General features: G+C 69.3%; 14 protein-coding genes. 8 read left to right on the top strand and 6 right to left on the bottom strand.

Annotation, left to right across the window (positions count from 1 at the left end):
• Positions 1-88: 88 nt before the first annotated feature.
• Entirely contained in the window at positions 89-1846 is a 1758-nt protein-coding gene (locus tag AC1DJ5_RS13445; protein ID WP_441454888.1) for an autotransporter assembly complex protein TamA, read from the top strand.
• A complete protein-coding gene (locus AC1DJ5_RS13440) occupies positions 1843-6081 on the top strand; it encodes a translocation/assembly module TamB domain-containing protein (protein ID WP_477020938.1) in 4239 nt (1412 codons plus the stop codon). Before AC1DJ5_RS13445 ends, AC1DJ5_RS13440 begins: the two co-directional genes overlap by 4 nt.
• On the opposite strand, the gene AC1DJ5_RS13435 is transcribed toward AC1DJ5_RS13440, so the two are convergent.
• The gene (locus tag AC1DJ5_RS13435) at positions 6082-6474 is read right to left on the bottom strand and encodes an ArsC/Spx/MgsR family protein (RefSeq protein WP_441454890.1); all 393 of its coding nucleotides are present in this window, start codon (positions 6472-6474) and stop codon (positions 6082-6084) included.
• A gap of 27 nt (positions 6475-6501) precedes the next feature.
• The gene (locus AC1DJ5_RS13430) at positions 6502-6960 is read right to left on the bottom strand and encodes a hypothetical protein (RefSeq protein WP_477020937.1); all 459 of its coding nucleotides are present in this window, start codon (positions 6958-6960) and stop codon (positions 6502-6504) included.
• Between the two features lie 117 nt (positions 6961-7077).
• On the opposite strand from AC1DJ5_RS13430, the gene AC1DJ5_RS13425 reads away from it, so the two are divergent.
• The 5 genes from AC1DJ5_RS13425 (at position 7078) to astB (ending at position 12940) form a co-directional block, all read left to right on the top strand.
• Positions 7078-8328: a hydrolase gene (locus AC1DJ5_RS13425; protein WP_477020936.1), complete on the top strand. Its 1251-nt coding sequence runs from the start codon at positions 7078-7080 to the stop codon at positions 8326-8328.
• Between the two features lie 3 nt (positions 8329-8331).
• A complete protein-coding gene (locus tag AC1DJ5_RS13420; RefSeq protein WP_477020935.1) occupies positions 8332-9339 on the top strand; it encodes an arginine N-succinyltransferase in 1008 nt (335 codons plus the stop codon).
• A 175-nt stretch (positions 9340-9514) separates the two neighbouring features.
• Positions 9515-10930, top strand: a complete 1416-nt coding sequence (gene astD / locus AC1DJ5_RS13415) for a succinylglutamate-semialdehyde dehydrogenase (protein WP_477020934.1) — start codon at positions 9515-9517, stop codon at positions 10928-10930.
• Between the two features lie 133 nt (positions 10931-11063).
• Positions 11064-11597, top strand: coding sequence for an endonuclease domain-containing protein (locus tag AC1DJ5_RS13410; RefSeq protein WP_477020933.1), 534 nt, complete (start codon positions 11064-11066; stop codon positions 11595-11597).
• 5 nt (positions 11598-11602) lie between these two features.
• Positions 11603-12940, top strand: coding sequence for an N-succinylarginine dihydrolase (gene astB / locus AC1DJ5_RS13405; protein ID WP_477020947.1), 1338 nt, complete (start codon positions 11603-11605; stop codon positions 12938-12940).
• Positions 12941-13304: 364 nt separating this feature from the next.
• On the opposite strand, the gene phhA is transcribed toward astB, so the two are convergent.
• Both phhA and hspQ read right to left on the bottom strand, forming a co-directional pair.
• Positions 13305-14180 carry a phenylalanine 4-monooxygenase gene (phhA, locus tag AC1DJ5_RS13400; protein WP_477020932.1) on the bottom strand — a complete coding sequence of 292 codons (876 nt, stop codon included), beginning with the start codon at positions 14178-14180 and terminating at the stop codon, positions 13305-13307.
• 72 nt (positions 14181-14252) lie between these two features.
• The gene (hspQ, locus tag AC1DJ5_RS13395; protein ID WP_441454897.1) at positions 14253-14567 is read right to left on the bottom strand and encodes a heat shock protein HspQ; all 315 of its coding nucleotides are present in this window, start codon (positions 14565-14567) and stop codon (positions 14253-14255) included.
• Positions 14568-14715: 148 nt separating this feature from the next.
• Between hspQ and AC1DJ5_RS13390 the strand changes: the two genes are divergently transcribed.
• The gene (locus AC1DJ5_RS13390; RefSeq protein WP_477020931.1) at positions 14716-15837 is read left to right on the top strand and encodes a Ppx/GppA phosphatase family protein; all 1122 of its coding nucleotides are present in this window, start codon (positions 14716-14718) and stop codon (positions 15835-15837) included.
• Here the strand turns inward: AC1DJ5_RS13390 and AC1DJ5_RS13385 are convergent.
• Together AC1DJ5_RS13385 and AC1DJ5_RS13380 are read right to left on the bottom strand one after the other, a co-directional pair.
• Entirely contained in the window at positions 15810-16691 is an 882-nt protein-coding gene (locus AC1DJ5_RS13385) for a peptidylprolyl isomerase (RefSeq protein WP_477020930.1), read from the bottom strand. The two genes, AC1DJ5_RS13390 and AC1DJ5_RS13385, sit on opposite strands and share 28 nt — an antisense overlap.
• 27 nt (positions 16692-16718) lie before the next feature.
• On the bottom strand, positions 16719-17558 hold the full coding sequence (locus AC1DJ5_RS13380; protein ID WP_441454900.1) for a peptidylprolyl isomerase: 840 nt from the start codon (positions 17556-17558) through the stop codon (positions 16719-16721).
• Positions 17559-17564 lie beyond the last annotated feature (6 nt).

Below are 17564 nucleotides of genomic sequence, written 5' to 3'. Positions count from 1 at the left end.
CTCGTTCGCGCCCGTACCCGCGCCCCATTCCCGCGCCCTGAGCCAAGGTTGCAGTTTGACGTCGAGGCCACATCTCCTTCTCGCCGGCATGGCGCTCTGGGCTGTCAGCGGACACCCGGTCGCCGCCGAGCCGCGCGCCCAGATTCGCGGCGACATCGACGCCGAGTTGCGTCGTGAACTGGAACGCGCCGTCGGCGACGTGGACGGCGCCCCCTCCACCCGGTTCGAGGCCCGTCGGCGCGCGCGCACCGCGATGGAATCGGCCGAGGCCCTTCTGCGCTCGGAAGGCTATTATCAACCGACCTTGCAGGATGACGTGGAGGGCGAGGAAAAGCCCGTCGCCGTCGTGACAGTCACGCCCGGACACCGTTTCGAACTGGGCGAAACCAAGGTCAACTGGATCGCCCCCGTGCCCGATTCCGTGACGGAAACGGTCGCGATCGCCGACATTTCGCTGAAGCCGGGCGATCCGGGCCGGGCCGCCGACATCCTGGCGGCCGAGGGGCGGGTCGTGGCCGGCCTGACGCGCGAGGGCTATGCCGACGCCAAGGCCGAGCCCCGTCGGGTCGTCGTCGACCACGCCGCCTTCACCGTGCAGCCGACCTTCAACATCGCCTCCGGCGCCCTGGTGCGGCTGGATGGGGTCCAGGTGCGCACGCGTGGACCGACCAATCCCGAATGGGTCGCCGGACTGGCCCCGTGGAAGGCGGGCGACCGCTACGACCCCGAGAACGTGGCCGAACTGGAGCGTCGGATTCTGGACACCGGCGTCTATGACGGCGTCGGCGTTGCGCTGGCCCCCCTGGACCAGGTCACGCCCGAAGGTCTGCGCCCCGTCATGGTCACCCTGTCCGACCGCCCTCGCAGCCTGCTGGAAGCCGGCGCCACCTATTCGACCGCCGAGGGCGCGGGCGTGGACGTGTTCCAAACCCGCTACAACCGCTTGGGCCGCGCGGCGACGCTGAAATACGGGCTCCGTTTCGCCAGTATCGACAGCCGCCTGGGCGGCGAGGCCAGCCTGCCGCATTGGGGCCGCCCCGGGCGGACGCTGAAACTGTCGTCCTATCTCGTCCGCGAACGGACCGACGCCTACGACCGCAGCGCCGTCGCCCTGGCCGCCGATCTGACGCAGCGCATCGGCAAGACCTCTTTCTTCACCTACGGCCTGGGCCTCGACGCGGGCCGCTATACCGAGAACCGCTTCGATCCGATCACCCAGGCGCCGATCACCTTCGACCGCGACCTCGCCCTCCTGACCGCGCGCAGCGCCGCCTACATGGATCGCTCCAATGATCCGCTGAATCCGACCCGGGGTTTCCGCCTCTATCTCTCGGCCCAGCCGACCGCCGTGACGGGCGAGGACACGATTCTGTTCCTGCGCACCGAGGGCCAGGCGACCGGCTACCTGCCCTTGCAGGACGGCGCCCGAACGGTGTTGGCCGGTCGCGCCCGGCTGGGCTCGATCATCGGCGGTCAGGAGCTGACGGTGCCGTCGGACCGCCTCTTCTATTCCGGCGGCGGCGGTTCGGTGCGCGGCTATTCCTATCAGAGCATCAATCCGCGCCTGCCGAACAACAAGCCCCGCGGCGGCCTGTCGCTGTTCGAGACCTCGATCGAGGTGCGCCACGACATCGGCGAGAAATTCCAGGCCGTCGCCTTCGTCGACTCGGGCGCGGTCGGCTTTCTGGCGACGCCGAACTTCAACAACATGCGCTATGGCGCAGGCGTAGGCGTGCGCTACAAACTGCCGTTCGGTCCGGTGCGGGCCGACATCGCCGTTCCTCTGGACCGGCGTGAAGGCGACGCCAACTTCCAGCTCTACATCAGCATCGGCCAGGCGTTTTGACCGACACTCCGCCTCACGACTCCGAAGCGGAAACCGCCGCCGAAACGCCGGCGAAAAAGGCGAAGCGCAAACGCACGCGCCTGCAACTGATCGGCTTCCTCTCGGGGATGGTGGTCGCGGCTCTCCTGGCCCTGGCCATCGTTCTGGCCGTCGGCGGACGGATGTATCTGGTCTCGGATTCCGGCCGCGAACTGATCACCAGCTTCGTCGCCGGCAAGAAGATCAGCCGCTATGGCTACATCCACGTCGAGGGGCTGAAGGGCGACCTGTTCGACGACTTCACCCTGGGCCGGGTCACGGTCACCGATGCGAACGGGGTCTGGCTGGAAGCGACGAACGTCCGCGTCGACTGGTCCTACTGGCCGCTGCTGATGCGGCGTTTCCACGCCACCGAGATCACCGCCGACCAGATTCGCGTGATCCGCCGCCCCCTGCTGGAGCCCAAGATCGAGCCCAGCGGTCCGCAGGCGCTATCGGTCGACATCGACAAGTTCAGCGCCAACGTCGAGCTGATGGAGGACTTCTCCAAGGAATACGGTCGCTGGACCCTGAGCGGCGACGCGGAAGTCCCGCGTCAGGGCGACAAGAAAATCAATGTCAACGCCTTCAGCCTGGACCACAAGGGCGACCACCTGCTGCTGAAGGCCGTCATCGGCAAGAAGCCCGAGGACCTGCGCGTCAACCTGCGCGCCGGCGAGGCCCAGGGCGGGCCGATCGCCGGAGCCCTGGGCTATTCCACGAACAAGCCCTTCTCGGCCGTCGCCGTGGTCAACGGAGAGGTGGTCGATGTCGTGGTCAAGACGGGCGACTTCACCCCCCTGTCGGTCAAGGGCCGCTACGGCAAGACCGGCGCGCGCATCGGCGGCAATGCCGACTTCTCCGGCTCGGACCTGCTGGAGCCCTTCGCCCGGCGGATCGGCACGACCGCCCGTTTCGGCTTCGCCAGCCTTCCGGTGCGGGATCGCGACGACGTTCAGGGCATGGCCTGGACCCTGACCTCCGAGAACCTCACGACGCGCGCGCAGGGCCTGATCAACCTCAAGGATCGCACCGCGCCCGAAGGCGTGAACCTGAACCTCGCGACCCCCTCGCTCAGCCGTCTGGTCGGGTTCACCCTGGCCGGGCCGACGACCTATGCGGGCGTGTTCCGGGGCGACGCCAGCACCTGGACGCTGCAGGGTGCGGCCGACCTTCACGACGCAGACATCGCCAGCTATCGCGCCGCCCGCGTTTTTGGGCCCCTCAGCCTGAGCCGGAGCAAGGGACGGTTCGACGCCTCGACTGACGCGCGCGCCGTCGGCGGCTCGACCGCCGGCATCATCGGCGCCCTGCTCGGCGCGACGCCGCGCGCGCAGTTGGAGGGCTCTCGCACCGCCGACGGCGCCTATCTATTGAAGAGGATCGACGGGCGCGGCCAGGCCCTGACCCTGACCGGTTCGGGCGGACGCAGCATTACCGGGGGCTTGAGCTTCCGCGGCGACGCCGACATCACCGACATTTCGCGCATCCGCCCCGGCGCCAAGGGTTCGTTCAGCGGCCCGATCCAGGCCGGAAAGGCCCGTGGCGACACGCCGTGGACGCTCAGCTTCGACGGGCGCGGTTCGCACATGACGATCGGCATGGACGAGCTGGACCGGCTGCTGGGCCAGACCCCGCGCCTGAAGGCCGCCGGATCATGGCGCCACGGCGTGCTCTCCGTCGACAGCAGCGAACTGACCGGCGCTGCCGGCCGCATGGGCGCCAAGGGTCTGATCGAGGGCGGCCAGATGCGTCTGGCGCTGGACTGGGACGCGCGCGGCCCGTTCGGCGTCGGCCCGGTCGCCATCGACGGCGCCATGAGCGGAAACGGCGCCCTGACCGGCACCCTGGCCCAGCCGCGCGCCGACCTGCGCGCCGCCTTCGACAAGGTCTCGGCCAGCGGCCTGATCCTGACCAACGCCGACCTGATCCTCAGCTTCCGCCAGGGCGCCGACGCCTCGGACGGTCGCATCGTGCTCAACTCCGGCTCGAACTACGGTCCCGCACGCGCTTCCGGCAACTTCTTCCTCGGCGGCCAGCGCATCCGCCTGACCGAGGTGGACGTGAACGCCGGCGGCGTGACAGCCCAGGGCGCGATCGCCCTGTCCAACAACTTCCCCTCCAGCGCCGACCTGACCTTCACCGCGCGTCAGGGGGCCTTCCTCGCGTCGGGCGAAGCCAACGGCCGCGTGCGCCTGAGCGACGGCGGCGGCGACCAAAGCGCCATTCTGGACGTGACCGGCCGCAACGTGCGCTTCTCCGGCTCGACCTGGGTCGTGCGCAGCCTGGCGCTCAAGGGTCAGGGCACGCTGGAACGCCTGCCCTTCACCCTCGCGGCCGACGTCGGCGGCGCCACGCCGGTCCAGTTCAACGGCACGGGCGAATATTCGCGCCAAGGCCCGGCTCAGAGCGTCACCCTGCGCGGCGGCGGCCGCGTGCGCGATGTCGCCTTCACCACCCGCGCCCCCGCCATCGTCGCCCTGAATGGCGACGGCCGGGTGGTGCGCGTCGACCTCGGCGTCGGCGGCGGCGTCCTGACCGGCGAACTGCGTCAGGACAAGGCCGGCAGCGCCATTCAGGCCGACCTGACCAATATCGAAATGGGCTCGCTGGCCCCCGACCTGCGCGGTCAGGTCACCGGCCGCGTCTCGCTGCAGGGCTCGGGCGACAGGCTGAACGGCTCGGCCAACGTCGATCTGAAGCAACTGCGCAGCATCGACGCCCCGCGCGGCCTGGCCGTGGACGGCACTCTGAACGCCAGCCTGACCGACAATGTCCTGCGCGTCCGGGCCCAGGCCAACGACGGCACGGCGGTTCAGGCCTCCGCCGACGTCAGCCTGCCGGTCGAAGCCTCCGCCGCCCCGTTGCGCCTGGCCGTCGCCCGGACCCGCGATATGTCGGGTCAGATCGCCATCAACGGCCAGATCCAGCCCATCTGGGACCTTTTCCTGGGCGGCGCCCAGTCGCTGTCGGGTCAGGTTGCCGCGCGCGCCGTTCTCGGCGGCACGCTGAACGAACCGCGCCTGAACGGGCGGCTGGACCTGACTCAGGGCGCCTTCCGCGACGGCTCGACCGGACTGCGCCTGGAAAACGTCACCCTGGCCAGTCGTTTCGACGACACCCAGGCCGTGATCGAACGGTTCGATGCGACCGACGGCCTCAAGGGTGCGGTGACCGGCAACGGCAATCTCGGCCTGCGTCAGGGCTCGGGCTCGACCCTGCGGCTGGAGCTGACCCGCTTCCGCGTCATCGACAACGACATCGCCGAGGCGCGCGCCAACGGGGTGCTGACGGCGGTGCGCGGCGCGGACGGCAATATCCAGCTGAGCGGCGACCTCAACATCGACGAGGCGAACATCTCGCCCAACCTGCCCGGCTCGAATGGCGTGGTGAAGATGGACGTGGTCGAGATCAACCGACCCGGCGGCGATTCGGTCGAGGTCGAGGCCAGGTCGCGCGGCCCGCAGATCGGCCTGAACCTGAACCTGACCGGGCGCCAGATCCACGTGCGCGGACGCGGCCTGAACGTCGAACTGACCGCCGACGCCCGCGTGCGCGGCACCATCGCCCAGCCGCTGCTGACCGGCACCGCCAACGTGGTGCGCGGCGACTACGATTTCGCGGGCAAGCGCTTCGTCTTCGACGACACCGGCTCGGTGACCCTCTCGACCGATCTGGCCCGCATCCGCCTGAACCTGGCGGCGGTGCGCGAGGATCCGACCTTGACGGCGACCATCAAGGTCACCGGCACGGCCGCCGCGCCCAAGATCGAGCTGACCTCGACCCCCTCCCTGCCCCAGGACGAGATTCTGTCGCAGGTGCTTTTCGGCCGCTCGGCGTCTCAGCTGTCAGGTTTCGAGGCGGCGCAGTTGGCCTCGGCCGTGGCGTCGCTGGCTGGCGGCGGCGGCTTCGACGTCATCGGCAACCTGCGCGAACTGGCCGGACTGGACCGCCTGTCCTTCGGCGGCGAGGCGTCCAGCCTGACGGTCGCGGGCGGCCGCTACATCACCGATAACGTCTATCTGGAGGTCATCGGCGGCGGCCAGGGCGGGGCGGCGGTCAACGTCGAATGGCAGGTGCGCCGCAATCTGGCGGTCAGTTCCAAGGTCGGCGGCGAAGGCGACGCCAGCCTGTCGATCCGCTGGCGCCGCGAAAGCGACCGCCCCGGCGGCGACCGTAGCGACCGCCGTCCGAACCGGAACCGCAACTCGAACTGATCAGCCGCCGACGACCTCGCCGTCTTCCTTGACGAATCGAGCGGGCGGGTTGTCCAGAAGCGGGAAGACTGCTTCCGACGGACGGCACAGGGCTACGCCCTTCGGCGTCTCGACAATCGGGCGCTCGACGATGTTCGGGTTCTCGATCATGGCCGCCAGGACGGCCGCGTCGTCGGCGTCCGAGGCCAGCAGTTCCGCCGCCTTGGCTTCCTTCTTGCGCAGCAGGCCCTTCAGACCCGCGCCCGAAGCCGAGGCCAGATGCTCCAGCGTCGCCGGCTCCCACCCCGCCTTGAGATAGTCGACCACCGTCGGCTCGACGCCGCTCTCGCGGATCATGGCCAGCACGTTGCGCGAGGTGCCGCATTTCGGATTGTGGAAGATGGTCACGGTCATGGCGAAGCTCCTGTCTGAAGCCCTCACCTAGGCCTTGAGGTCGTGCCGCGCCAGCGCCGCCGAGCCTCGCAGGCCGCCGACGTGCAGGACGGCGCAGACCAGCATGGCGACGGCCGCCACCGCGCTGCCCCATACCGGCACGCCCGCCACGCCCAGCGGCGCGCCGACCAGCAGGCTGACGCCGAAGGAACTGAGTTCATAAAGCGCCCAGGCCAGGCCGAAGACCGGCATGACTCGGTTGGGACGACGCCATTGCATCAGGCCCAGAACGGCGGCGGCCCCGGCGAAGAAGACCGCGAACCCCGTCGTCGCGCCGCGGAAGGCCGCCTGACCGGCGTCAGGGCTGAACCAGACCAGAGCCGCCTGCATCAGCCCTACCGCCGCCCACAGCCAGAAGCCCCAGCCGCTGAGGCGCGCCATCGCCGCCGCCGTCGAACCCGAATCGACGGGACCGAACGGATTGGGGAAGACGAAACGACGGTTCATGCGCGACTCCTAGAATGCGGCGGCAAACCTATCCCGCGCCGCCCCCATTTCCCAAGCCCGTGAGCGAGAAACAGCCTCGCCTTCACCTTTGGTCTGGCCGCGTCTAGGGTCGCTGTTATGCGGATCGAACCCCACGACCAGGCCGTGCTCGACCATGTTGCGGCGCGCGGCGACGCGATCGTCGCGCGGACCATCGCATGGGCCAATATCAACTCCGGCAGTCGCAACGCCGCCGGTCTGGCGCGGATGCTGGACGTGCTGGAGGCCGAGGCGCGTCGCCTGCCCGCCGAGGTGGTGCGCGTGCCGACCCAGGCCTCGACCACCGTGGCCGACAGCGGCGCCGTGATCCCTGAATCCTACGCCGACTGTCTGAAGATCACCGCCCGGCCCGAGGCTCCGATCCAGGTCGTCCTGACCGGCCATTACGACACCGTCTTTCCCGCCGACAGCGCCTTCCAGACCGTCGTCGCCCGCGCCGACGGCGCCCTGAACGGTCCCGGCGTGGCCGACATGAAGGGCGGCATCAGCGTCATGCTGGCCGCGCTCGAAGCCTTCGAGACCCACCCGGACAAGGCTCGCCTCGGCTGGACCGTGCTGCTGTCCCCCGATGAGGAAATCGGCTCGCCCGCCTCGGCCCCTTTGCTGGCTGACCTCGGCGCGCGCGGCCACATCGGCCTGACCTATGAGCCCGCCCTGCCGGACGGGACGCTGGCCGGCGAACGCAAGGGCAGCGGCAACTTCCACTTGATCGTCGCGGGCAAGGCCGCCCACGCGGGCCGCGCCTTCCATGAGGGCGCCAATGCGGTTGCGGGCGCGGCCATCATCGCCGCCCGCCTGCACGCCCTGAACGGCCAGCGCGAGGGCGTCACCGTCAATGTCGCCAGGATCGCCGGCGGCGGGGCGCTGAACGTCGTCGCCGACAACGCCGTGGTCCGCTTCAACGTCCGCGTGCCGGATCAGGCGGCCTCCGACTGGATCAACGCCACGGTGCGCGCCATCGCCGCCGAGCCCCCCTTCCCCGGCCTGACCCTGGACCTGCACGGCGGCATGACCCGCGCGCCCAAGCCGATGGACGCCAGCCAGACCGCCCTGTTCCACGCCGTCCGCGACGCGGGCGAACTGCTGGGCCAGACCATCGCCTGGAAGCCATCGGGCGGCGTCTGCGAGGGCAACAACCTGCACGCCGCGGGCCTGCCCAATGTCGACACCCTCGGCGTCGTCGGCGGCGAGATCCATTCGGATCAGGAGTTCGCCTGGCCCGCCAGCTTCGTCGAACGGGCGCAATTGTCGGCCCTGATCCTGTGCAAGATCGCCTCCGGCGAGATTGACGCGTTGAAACTGAAGCAGCTCCGACTGGAGACCCTGTAACCGATGCTCGTTGTTCGCCCTGCCGGCCCCGCCGACCTCCATCACCTGCTTGAACTGGCCATCCTGTCCGGCCCGGGCTTCACCAGCCTGCCGGAAGACGCCGACGTCCTGAGCGAGCGGCTGGAGCTGAGCCAGAAGAGCTTCCAGGGGCGCGTCCCGCCCGAGGAAGCCTGGTACACCCTGATGCTGGAAGACGGCGACACGGGCGACATCGACGGCATCGGCTCGGTCAAGGCGACGGTGGGGCTGAAGCGGCCCTTCTTCTCGTTCCGCGTGGTCAACAACACCGTCCAGTCGCCGTCGCTGGGCGTGAAGATGACCCAACAGACCCTGGTGCTGGTGAACGAGTGCACCGGCTGGACCGAGGTCGGCTCCCTGTTCCTGAAGGCCGACCGCCGCAAGGGCGGCGCCGGGCGCCTGCTGAGCCAGTCGCGCTACATGCTGATCGGCGCCCAGCCGGAACTGTTCGCCGACAACGTCCTGGCCGAGTTGCGCGGCGTCTTCACGCCCGACGGCTACTGCCCCTTCTGGGACCATGTGGCGCACAAGTTCTTCCCCATGGACTTCGACGACGCCGATCGCATGACCGGCTCGACCGACAAGCAGTTCATCCTCGATCTGGCCCCGCGCCACCCCATCTATGTCGAACTGCTGCCTGAGCCCGCCCGCGCCGTGATCGGCAAGGTCCACCCGCAGGGCGTGCCGGCCATGGCCTTGCTGGAAAGCGAAGGCTTCCGCCCCAACGGCCTGATCGACATCTTCGACGCCGGGCCAACCGTGGCCTGCGGCCGCGACAATATCCGCACCGTGCGCGACGCCCGCGTCTTGACCGCCCGGATCGAGAAGGCGGTGGAGGTCGACCTGCCCAGCCTGGTCTCGACCGACAGCGTCTCCGCCTTCCGCGCCGTCCGCGCCCGCGTCCTGGTCGACGGCGACACAGCCCGCATGACCCCCGACGTCGCCGCCGCCCTGAATATCAAGGACGGCGCCACGGTTCGGGTGAAGTCGTAATGAGTTCCCTTCTCCCCTTGCGGGAGAAGGTGGCCTGCCAAGCAGGTCGGATGAGGGGTGTCGCCGCGACGTCCACCCTGTATCCTTGCAACGCCTTCGCAGACGTCGTCGCAACCCCTCATCCGGTCGCTGACGCGACCACCTTCTCCCGCAAGGGGAGAAGGGGAGAAAACGCATGACCCACTTTGTCTCCACCAACCCCGCCACCGGCGAAACCGTCTGGGAAGGCGAGGCCGCCACCACCGAACAGGTCGGCGCCGCCGTCGAGGCCGCTCGCGCGGCCTTCCCCGACTGGGCCGACCGCCCGCGTCAAGACCGCATCGACGCGGTCAAACGCTATCAGGCCGTGCTGAAAGAGCGCGCGCCCGAAATGGCCGAGGCCATCAGCCGCGAAACCGGCAAGGCCCTGTGGGAGACCAAGACCGAACTGGCCTCGATGGCGGGCAAGGTCGACATCTCGATCCGCGCCTATGACGAACGCACTGGCGAACGCAGCAGCGACACCGCCTTCGGTCGCGCCACCCTGCGCCACCGCCCGCACGGCGTCTCGGCCGTGCTCGGCCCGTTCAACTTCCCCGGCCACCTGCCCAACGGCCACATCGTCCCGGCCCTGCTGGCGGGCGACACGGTCGTGTTCAAGCCGTCCGAGGAAACGCCCCTGACCGGCCAGTTGATGGCCGAATGCCTGGACGCCGCCGACCTGCCCAAGGGCGTGTTCAACCTGGTTCAAGGCGGACGCGACACCGGCGCCGCCCTGCTGGATCAGCCCATCGACGCCCTGATGTTCACCGGCTCGGGCGCGGCAGGCGCGCATTTCCGGCGCAAGTTCGCCGACGATCCCCACGTCATCCTGGCGCTGGAGCTGGGCGGCAATAACCCGCTGGTCGTCTGGGACGCACGTGACGCCGAGGCTGTGGCCGGCATCGTGGTCCAGTCCGCCTTCGTCACCACCGGCCAGCGCTGCTCCTGCGCGCGCCGCCTGATCCTGCCGGAAGGCGCCGCCGGCGACGCTGTCGTCGAGGCCGTCGCCGCCCTGTCCGACCGCCTGAACTTCGCCCCCTGGGACAGCGATCCCGAGCCCTACGCCGGGCCGCTGATCTCGGAAAAGGCGGCGCAGGCCGCCCTGCAAGCCCTGCAGCAACGCATCGACCTGGGCGCCAAGGTCATCCGCGCCTCCGGCCCCGTGGACAATCTGCCCGGCGCCTTCGTCCGCCCGGCCATCATCGACGTGACCGGCCTGAACGTGCTGGACGAAGAGATGTTCGCCCCCTTCCTGCAAGTCATCCGCGTCCCGAGCTTCGACGCCGCCATCGCCGCCGCCAACGCCACCAAATACGGCCTGTCCGCCGGTCTCGTCAGCGACGATGCGAAGAACTGGGACCGCTTCATCAACCGCATCCGCGCGGGCGTGGTCAACTTCAACCGCCCGACCACCGGCGCCGCCGGCGACATGCCCTTCGGCGGCCTCGGCGCCTCCGGCAACCACCGCCCCAGCGCCTACTACGCCGCCGACTACTGCGCCTACCCGGTCGCCAGCTTCGAGGCCGGCGCGGTCAAGAACATCGAAAGCGAGATCAAGGGCTTACACTGACCTCCTCTCACCCCGCTTCACCCCGCACACAAAAGCCCTCCCCCTCGAGGGGGGAGGGTTGGGAGGGGGTGCGCCCACACCATCTCCCTCCCATGCGCAGGAGGCTCCGTGCGCCCCTGAACCGGACAGCCCAATGAGCGGGCCCACACCCTTCACCACCCCATCTCGCATCGCCCCGCGTGAACGCACCCGCGCCCGCCATCTTCGAACCATCCCCACATGGACCGAGGCCAAGCTCTGGGAACGCCTTCGCAAGCTGGACGTCCGCATCCGGCGCCAGGCCCCGATCGGCTCCTATATCGCCGACTTCGCCTGCCTCCGCGCACGGCTGGTGATCGAAGTCGACGGCGGCGTCCACAACCGTACCGACGTCGCCCTGCGTGATCTGAAACGCGACGAATGGCTGGCCAGCGAGGGCTACCGCGTCCTCCGCATCGACAGCCGCCGCATCCCCCACGACCTCGACGCCGTCGTCGCAGAAATCACCCAAGCCATCCGCCTCAAAGCCCCCCTTCCCCTCGCGGGTGAAGGGGTCGGGGAATGGCGTAAGGCCGCTCCATCGAACGCTCTGACGCAAGAGGCGCCGCCCCGCCTCCCGCGCCCCACCGACACCCCTCCTGACAACACCCCCACCCAACCCTCCCCCCTCGAGGGGGAGGGCTCGTGAGCATCATGACCCAAGCCATCGAAGCCAACGCCGACGGTCTGATCGGGCCGACCCACTCCTATGCGGGGCTGTCGCCGGGCAACCTCGCCTCCAGCCTGAACAAGGGCGAGGCGTCGAACCCGCGCGCGGCGGTGTTGCAGGGTCTCGACAAGATGAAGCGGCTGGCCGACCTGGGCCTGCCCCAGTTCGTCCTGCCGCCGCACGAACGGCCGAACGTCCCCTTCCTGCGCCACCTGGGCTTCACCGGCTCCGACAAGACCGTCCTGGCCAAGGCCTGGCGCGATGCCCCGGCGTTTGCCGCCGCCGCCTGTTCGGCCTCGCCCATGTGGGCCGCCAACGCCGCGACGGTGACGCCCAGCGCCGACGCCGCCGACGGCCGGGTGCATTTCACCCCCGCCAACCTGCACACCAACCTGCACCGCTCGCTGGAGCATCACCAGACGAAGCGCTCGCTGGACGCCCTCTTCCCCGACGCGACCCGGTTCGCCGTCCATGACGCCCTGCCCGCCGTGGCCCATCTGGCCGATGAGGGCGCCGCCAACCACGTCCGCCTCTGCGCCTCCCACGGCGCGCGCGGGGTCAATCTGCTGGTCTGGGGCCGCGAAGCCTTCGCGCCCTGGGACGGCCGCTTCCCCGCCCGGCAGACGCGCGAAGCGTCCGAAGCCGTCGTCCGCCGCCACGAAGCTGGTCGCCCGGTTCTGGCCCAGCAGTCGCGCGCCGCCATCGTGGGGGGCGCCTTCCACAATGACGTGGTCTGCGTCGGCGCCCTGGACACCCTCTTCTTCCACGAACTCGCCTTCGAAGACACGGACGCGACCAAGGCCGCCATCCGCCGCGCCGCCGACGGCCTGTTCGAGCCGCAGTTCGTCGAGGTCTCGACCGCCGACCTGCCGCTGGCCGACGCCATCAGCTCCTATCTGTTCAACTCCATGCTGATCCAGATTCCGGGCGAGGATCGCCTGACCCTGATCTGCCCGACCGAGACGCGCGACAACGCCCGCAGCCACGCAGTCGCCGAACGCCTCGCCGCCTCCAACGGCCCCATCGGTCGTGTGGAATACGTCGATGTGCGCCAGTCGATGCGCAACGGCGGCGGCCCCGCCTGCCTGCGTCTGCGCGTCGTCCTGACCGACGAGGAACTGGCCGCGACCAACCCCGCCATGCGGATGACCGACGCCCTGCACGCCCGCCTCTCGACCTGGGCGACGCGCTGGTATCGCGAGACCCTGACGGCCAGCGACCTGGCCGACCCCGCCCTGCTGGACGAGACGCGCGGCGCCCTGGACGAACTGACGCGGATCCTCGACCTGGGCGGCGACTTCTATCCGTTCCAGAGGGGCTGATGCTGATACGCCCAAATGATCCTTCTCCCCTTGGGGGGAGAAGGTGGGCGGCGGAGCCGCTCGGATGAGGGGTAGGTTCGATACAGACACAAGGTTCAGCCCGAAGCCGGCGCCCCCCTCATCCGTCATGCTCCGCACGACACCTTCTCCCCCAGGGGGAGAAGGCAGACCATAGCGGTGGAGGATCGCGGGAGGCGTCATAACTCGGCGCTCCAATCCCGGAAAATCACAGGGTTTTCGTGCGTTCCGAACGCTTTCCCTCGCCCTCCTGCCGCCTCGCCCCATCATGGCCTCCCGACCACCGCCGCGGAGGATTTCAGACGATTCAGACGAATTGGACTCTGTTTTTTCCGCGCGCCTTCCGTCAGGCCGCGAACCGCCCGCCCTTGGCCGCATAGGCCTGCGTCCCGCGCGTGAAGACCTTGTCGCTCGGCAAAACGATCTCGATCGGCAGGTCCTCCGCCCCTTTCAGCCGCGCGTAGATCGGGCCGAAGTCCTGCAGCGTCACGGCCTTCAGTTCGTCAATGCTGTCGATGACGAAATAGACCTGCTGGAAGTCGTCGATCCGATAGAGGGTCTTCATCACCCGCTCGAGGTCGAAGCCCAGGCGGTTGGGCGAGGCGTTCTCCAGGGCGAAGACGCTCTCAGTCGCCGAGGAGACGATGCCCGCGCCATAGATGCGAAGCCCGGCCGGGTCCTGCATCAGGCCGAACTCGACCGTGTACCAGTACAGCCGCGCCAGCTTGTCCAGCATCCCCAGCGACGCCGCTCGCTGCCCGCCCTTGCCGTAGGCCTCCATATAGGCGGCGAAATCGGGGTCGGTCAGCATCGGCACGTGGCCGAAGACGTCGTGGAAGATGTCGGGTTCCTGCAGGTAGTCCAATTGATCCGGCTTCCGGATGAACTGGCCCGAGACGAAGCGGCGATGGGCCAGATGGTCGAAGAAGACATCGTCAGGCACCAGGCCGGGCACGCAGACCACGGTCCAGCCGGTCAGGGCCTGCAGCTTGGGGTTCATCACCGCGAAGTCGGGGATGCCGCCCATGTTCAGGTCCAGGGCCTGAAGCCCGCGCATAAAGGCGTCGCAGGCCCGGCCGGGCAGGATCTTCATCTGCCGGGCGTAGAGGGTGTTCCAGGTCTCGTGCTCGACGTCGGTATAGGCCCCCCAGTTCTGGGGGATGGTCCAGTCGGCGGCGGCGCCTTCGGGCGGCGCTTCAAAGACGTGTTCGAAATCGGACATGGGAACGCTCCTCTCGGCTCTAACGGCCGTTGGGAGTAGATTAGCGCGCCGTCGGGCCGCCGTCACGCACGGCTATTGCAGCGTTTGCGAGCGTGGCGCGTGGCGACCGTGCGAGTCGATGGTGAACCACTGTCGCTCGTCGTCGGGGGACAGCGGCTCGGACTCGGGGCTGGCCTCCAGCGCCTCTTCGGCGGCATAGGCGATAAGGCCGCCTGCCGCGTCGGCGACGAGGATGCTGTAGAAGGGCTGATCGCTGGCGACCACGCCGGTCTCTTCGGCCGGGCCTGCGTAGGATGCGTCCACATCCATGACCAGGCCGTGGAAGGCGTGGTCGCGATGCCGGACGATCTGTCCGAGGCCGAACCGGGCTGTGTGAACCTGGGTCATGCTGCATCCAATACGCTCCGCAAGTTGAAGCGGATGCATCGCGATCCGTTCATCTTTCCGACAGGAAGGACTTGGCGTGGCCGTTGCTCCCGGTTTACGCTGATCGGGACGGGCGCCGTTTTGGACCGCCCACATGAAAGCTCGGCCCATGCCGGAGACCCCTGGCGCGCCCGCACGGCGCGACGCGAGGTCCCTGCCCACGAAGTCCCGCGATTCGGGGGCTTCCGGTCGTGATGCGCCCCTCTATGGCGCGCTCGACCTGGGGACCAATAATTGCCGCCTGCTGATCGCGCGCCCGGCGCGTGACGGATTTCGGGTGGTCGACAGCTTCAGCCGCATCGTGCGTCTGGGCGAAGGCCTGTCCAGCACCGGCCGACTGGACGACCGCGCCATGGACCGGGCCTATGACGCCTTGGCCCTGTGCGCCGAGCGCGTAGCCCGCAAGGGTCTGGAGGCCAGCCGCCTGACCGCCGTCGCCACCCAGGCCTGCCGCGCCGCCGACAACGGCCAGGCCTTCATCGAACGGGTCCGTCGCGGCACCGGGCTAAAACTCAAGATCATCGACCCGGCGGAAGAAGCCGGCCTATCGGTCGCCGGCTGCCTGAACCTGTTCGATCCCAAGGCCGAGGCGGTTCTGGTCATCGACGTCGGCGGCGGCTCGACCGAACTGTCCTGGATGAAGCGCGGCGCGCGCGGGTTCGAGAGTAAGGGCTGGATGTCGGCGCCGCTGGGCGTCGTCACCCTGGCCGAACGCCACCCTGAGCCGTCCGACGACACCGAGACCTGGTACGAATCCATGGTCGCCGACGTCGGCGCACATCTGGCCGCCGGGGGACCGAACGACGCCTCAGTGCGCCCCCTGTTCGAGAGCGGGCGGGTGCATATGGTCGGCACGTCGGGGGCCATCACCAGCCTGGCCGGCATCCATCTGGGCCTGCGCCGCTATCAGCGCGATCTGGTCGACGGCCTGTGGATGACGCGCGGCGACTGCGAGGCGGCGGCTCTGCGGCTAAAGGGCCTGGGTCCCTCGGGACGGGCGGCGGAAAGCTGCATCGGCCCTGACCGCGCCGATCTGGTGCTGGCGGGCGCAGCGATTCTGGAAGCGGTGCAGCGCGCCTGGCCGTGCGAGCGCGTGCGGGTCGCCGACCGGGGCCTGCGCGAAGGTCTGCTGCTGCAACGGATGCGCGAAGACCGGCAGAAACCCCGCCGACGCCGTCGCCGGGGCCGCTCCGGCTCTGCCGATCAGGCGGCGGGCGCTCCGGCGACCTGAACCGGCAGGTCGATGTCGCAGACCGAGAAGTCCGCGCCCTTGGCCTGACGCGCCGCGTCCGCCAGAGAGCGGAACCGGGCCGAGGCCGTATCCAGCACCTGAACCGTCGGCCGCTCGGCCTCGGCCAGGTCGGACGCCGCACGCACCCGCGTCATGCGGTCAGGGCCGGTGACGATGCCGTCGGGATTGGGGCTGGCCTTGAGCGCCCGCACCACGTCCAGCCCCGCCACGACACGGCCCCAGATGGTGTAGCGCTTGTCCAACGCCGGATAGGGCTGACGCATCAGGAAGAACTGGCTGTTGGCGCTGTCGGGCGCCTCGTCGCGGGCCATGCCGGCGACGCCGGGGCAGTAGAGACCCCAGGCGTGGACCTTGTGATCCGCCGTCGTGGCCATCAGGGCGTCGGGCTGGGTCTGGACCGGCAGGGAATGGAGGAAGCCCAGCGCCGCCCCGGCGGGCGCGGCCACCGCCGTGAACGGCGTCTGGCCGTCGCGGCGGAAGATGAACTCGGCCTTCAGGTCGGGATAGGGGCTCTGGCCGTCGCCCGTGCCCAGGGGATCGCCCGTCTGGGCCATGAACTGGTCGATCACCCGGTGCCAAACGAGGCCGTCATAGAAGCCGCGCCCCGCCAGCAGGCGGATGCGCTCGACATGGCCCGGCGCGATCTCGGGGGCCAGTTCGATCAGGATGCGGCCCTTGTTGGTGTCGATCACCAGCAGGTTCTCGGCCGGAACGGTGCGCCACTCCGTCGCGGCGAAGGTCGCGGTCGAAGCCGGCGCCGCCTCCTGCGCCCACGCCGCCGGACCGGCCAGCATCATGACGGCCGCCGCCGCCAGACCCGTTGAAAAGCGCATCGTCGTCCCCTCCCCCGATCAGAAAACTCAGCCGCCGGCGATCTGCACGACCGGCTGCACGTCACAGATGCCGAACTGGGCGCCGCGCGCGGCCCGGGCGGCCTCGACAGCGGTGTTGAAGGCGGCCGAACCGGGCACGGCCACGCGCACGGTCGGGCGCTGGCTCTCCGGCAGGGCCGAAGCCAGTTGCACCTTGGTCATGACATCCGGGTTGGCGACCTTGCCGTCCTCGGCGTCGCTGCCCGCCTTCAACGCCTTGACCACGTCCAGACCCTGAACCACCCGGCCGAAGGTCGTGTAGCCGCCGTTCAGGTTGTCGTTCTGGCCGCTCATCAGGAAGAACTGGCTGTTGGCGCTGTCAGGCGATCCCGCCCGCGCCATTCCCGCCACACCGGGGCAGAACAGGCCGCTGGCCGTCGTCTTGAAGTCGGCGGTGACGAACATCTGCGCGTCCGGCTGGGTCGTGATCGGCAAGCTGCCCATGATCCCGCGCAGGCCCGGGCCGCTGTTCTCGACCGGCGCGAAGCCGCTGTCGCGCCCGCGACGGAAGCTGAACTCACCCTTGACGTCGGGCAGATCGCTGCCGCCCGCGCCGGTGCCCTCAGGGTCGCCGGTCTGGGCCATGAAGTTCGGGATGACGCGGTGGAATTTCAGCCCGTCATAGAAGCCGCGATTGGTCAGGGTGCGGATGCGTTCGATGTGGTTCGGCGCGGCGCGCGGCTCCAGTTCGACCAGAACCCGGCCCTTGGAGGTGTCGATCACCAACAGATTGTCAGGCGAAACCGTGCGCCATTCTGCGGTCTGAGCGACCGCGCCGCCCGCGATCATCGAGACCGCAGCAGCGGCCAGAAGCATCTTGAGGTTCATTCGGTA

The organism is Brevundimonas sp. 01N35 (assembly GCF_056399785.1).
This window is presented reverse-complemented; position numbering and strand designations above follow the sequence as displayed.

Coding starts and splice junctions, on each gene's coding strand:
- astB (WP_477020947.1), top strand. CDS start 11,603: ATGACCCAAGCCATCGAAGCCAACGCCGACGGTCTGATCGGGCCGACC.
- AC1DJ5_RS13430 (WP_477020937.1), bottom strand. CDS start 6,960: ATGAACCGTCGTTTCGTCTTCCCCAATCCGTTCGGTCCCGTCGATTCG.
- AC1DJ5_RS13435 (WP_441454890.1), bottom strand. CDS start 6,474: ATGACCGTGACCATCTTCCACAATCCGAAATGCGGCACCTCGCGCAAC.
- AC1DJ5_RS13445 (WP_441454888.1), top strand. CDS start 89: ATGGCGCTCTGGGCTGTCAGCGGACACCCGGTCGCCGCCGAGCCGCGC.
- AC1DJ5_RS13380 (WP_441454900.1), bottom strand. CDS start 17,558: ATGAACCTCAAGATGCTTCTGGCCGCTGCTGCGGTCTCGATGATCGCG.
- AC1DJ5_RS13410 (WP_477020933.1), top strand. CDS start 11,064: ATGAGCGGGCCCACACCCTTCACCACCCCATCTCGCATCGCCCCGCGT.
- AC1DJ5_RS13390 (WP_477020931.1), top strand. CDS start 14,716: ATGCCGGAGACCCCTGGCGCGCCCGCACGGCGCGACGCGAGGTCCCTG.
- phhA (WP_477020932.1), bottom strand. CDS start 14,180: ATGTCCGATTTCGAACACGTCTTTGAAGCGCCGCCCGAAGGCGCCGCC.
- AC1DJ5_RS13420 (WP_477020935.1), top strand. CDS start 8,332: ATGCTCGTTGTTCGCCCTGCCGGCCCCGCCGACCTCCATCACCTGCTT.
- AC1DJ5_RS13385 (WP_477020930.1), bottom strand. CDS start 16,691: ATGCGCTTTTCAACGGGTCTGGCGGCGGCGGCCGTCATGATGCTGGCC.
- hspQ (WP_441454897.1), bottom strand. CDS start 14,567: ATGACCCAGGTTCACACAGCCCGGTTCGGCCTCGGACAGATCGTCCGG.
- astD (WP_477020934.1), top strand. CDS start 9,515: ATGACCCACTTTGTCTCCACCAACCCCGCCACCGGCGAAACCGTCTGG.
- AC1DJ5_RS13425 (WP_477020936.1), top strand. CDS start 7,078: ATGCGGATCGAACCCCACGACCAGGCCGTGCTCGACCATGTTGCGGCG.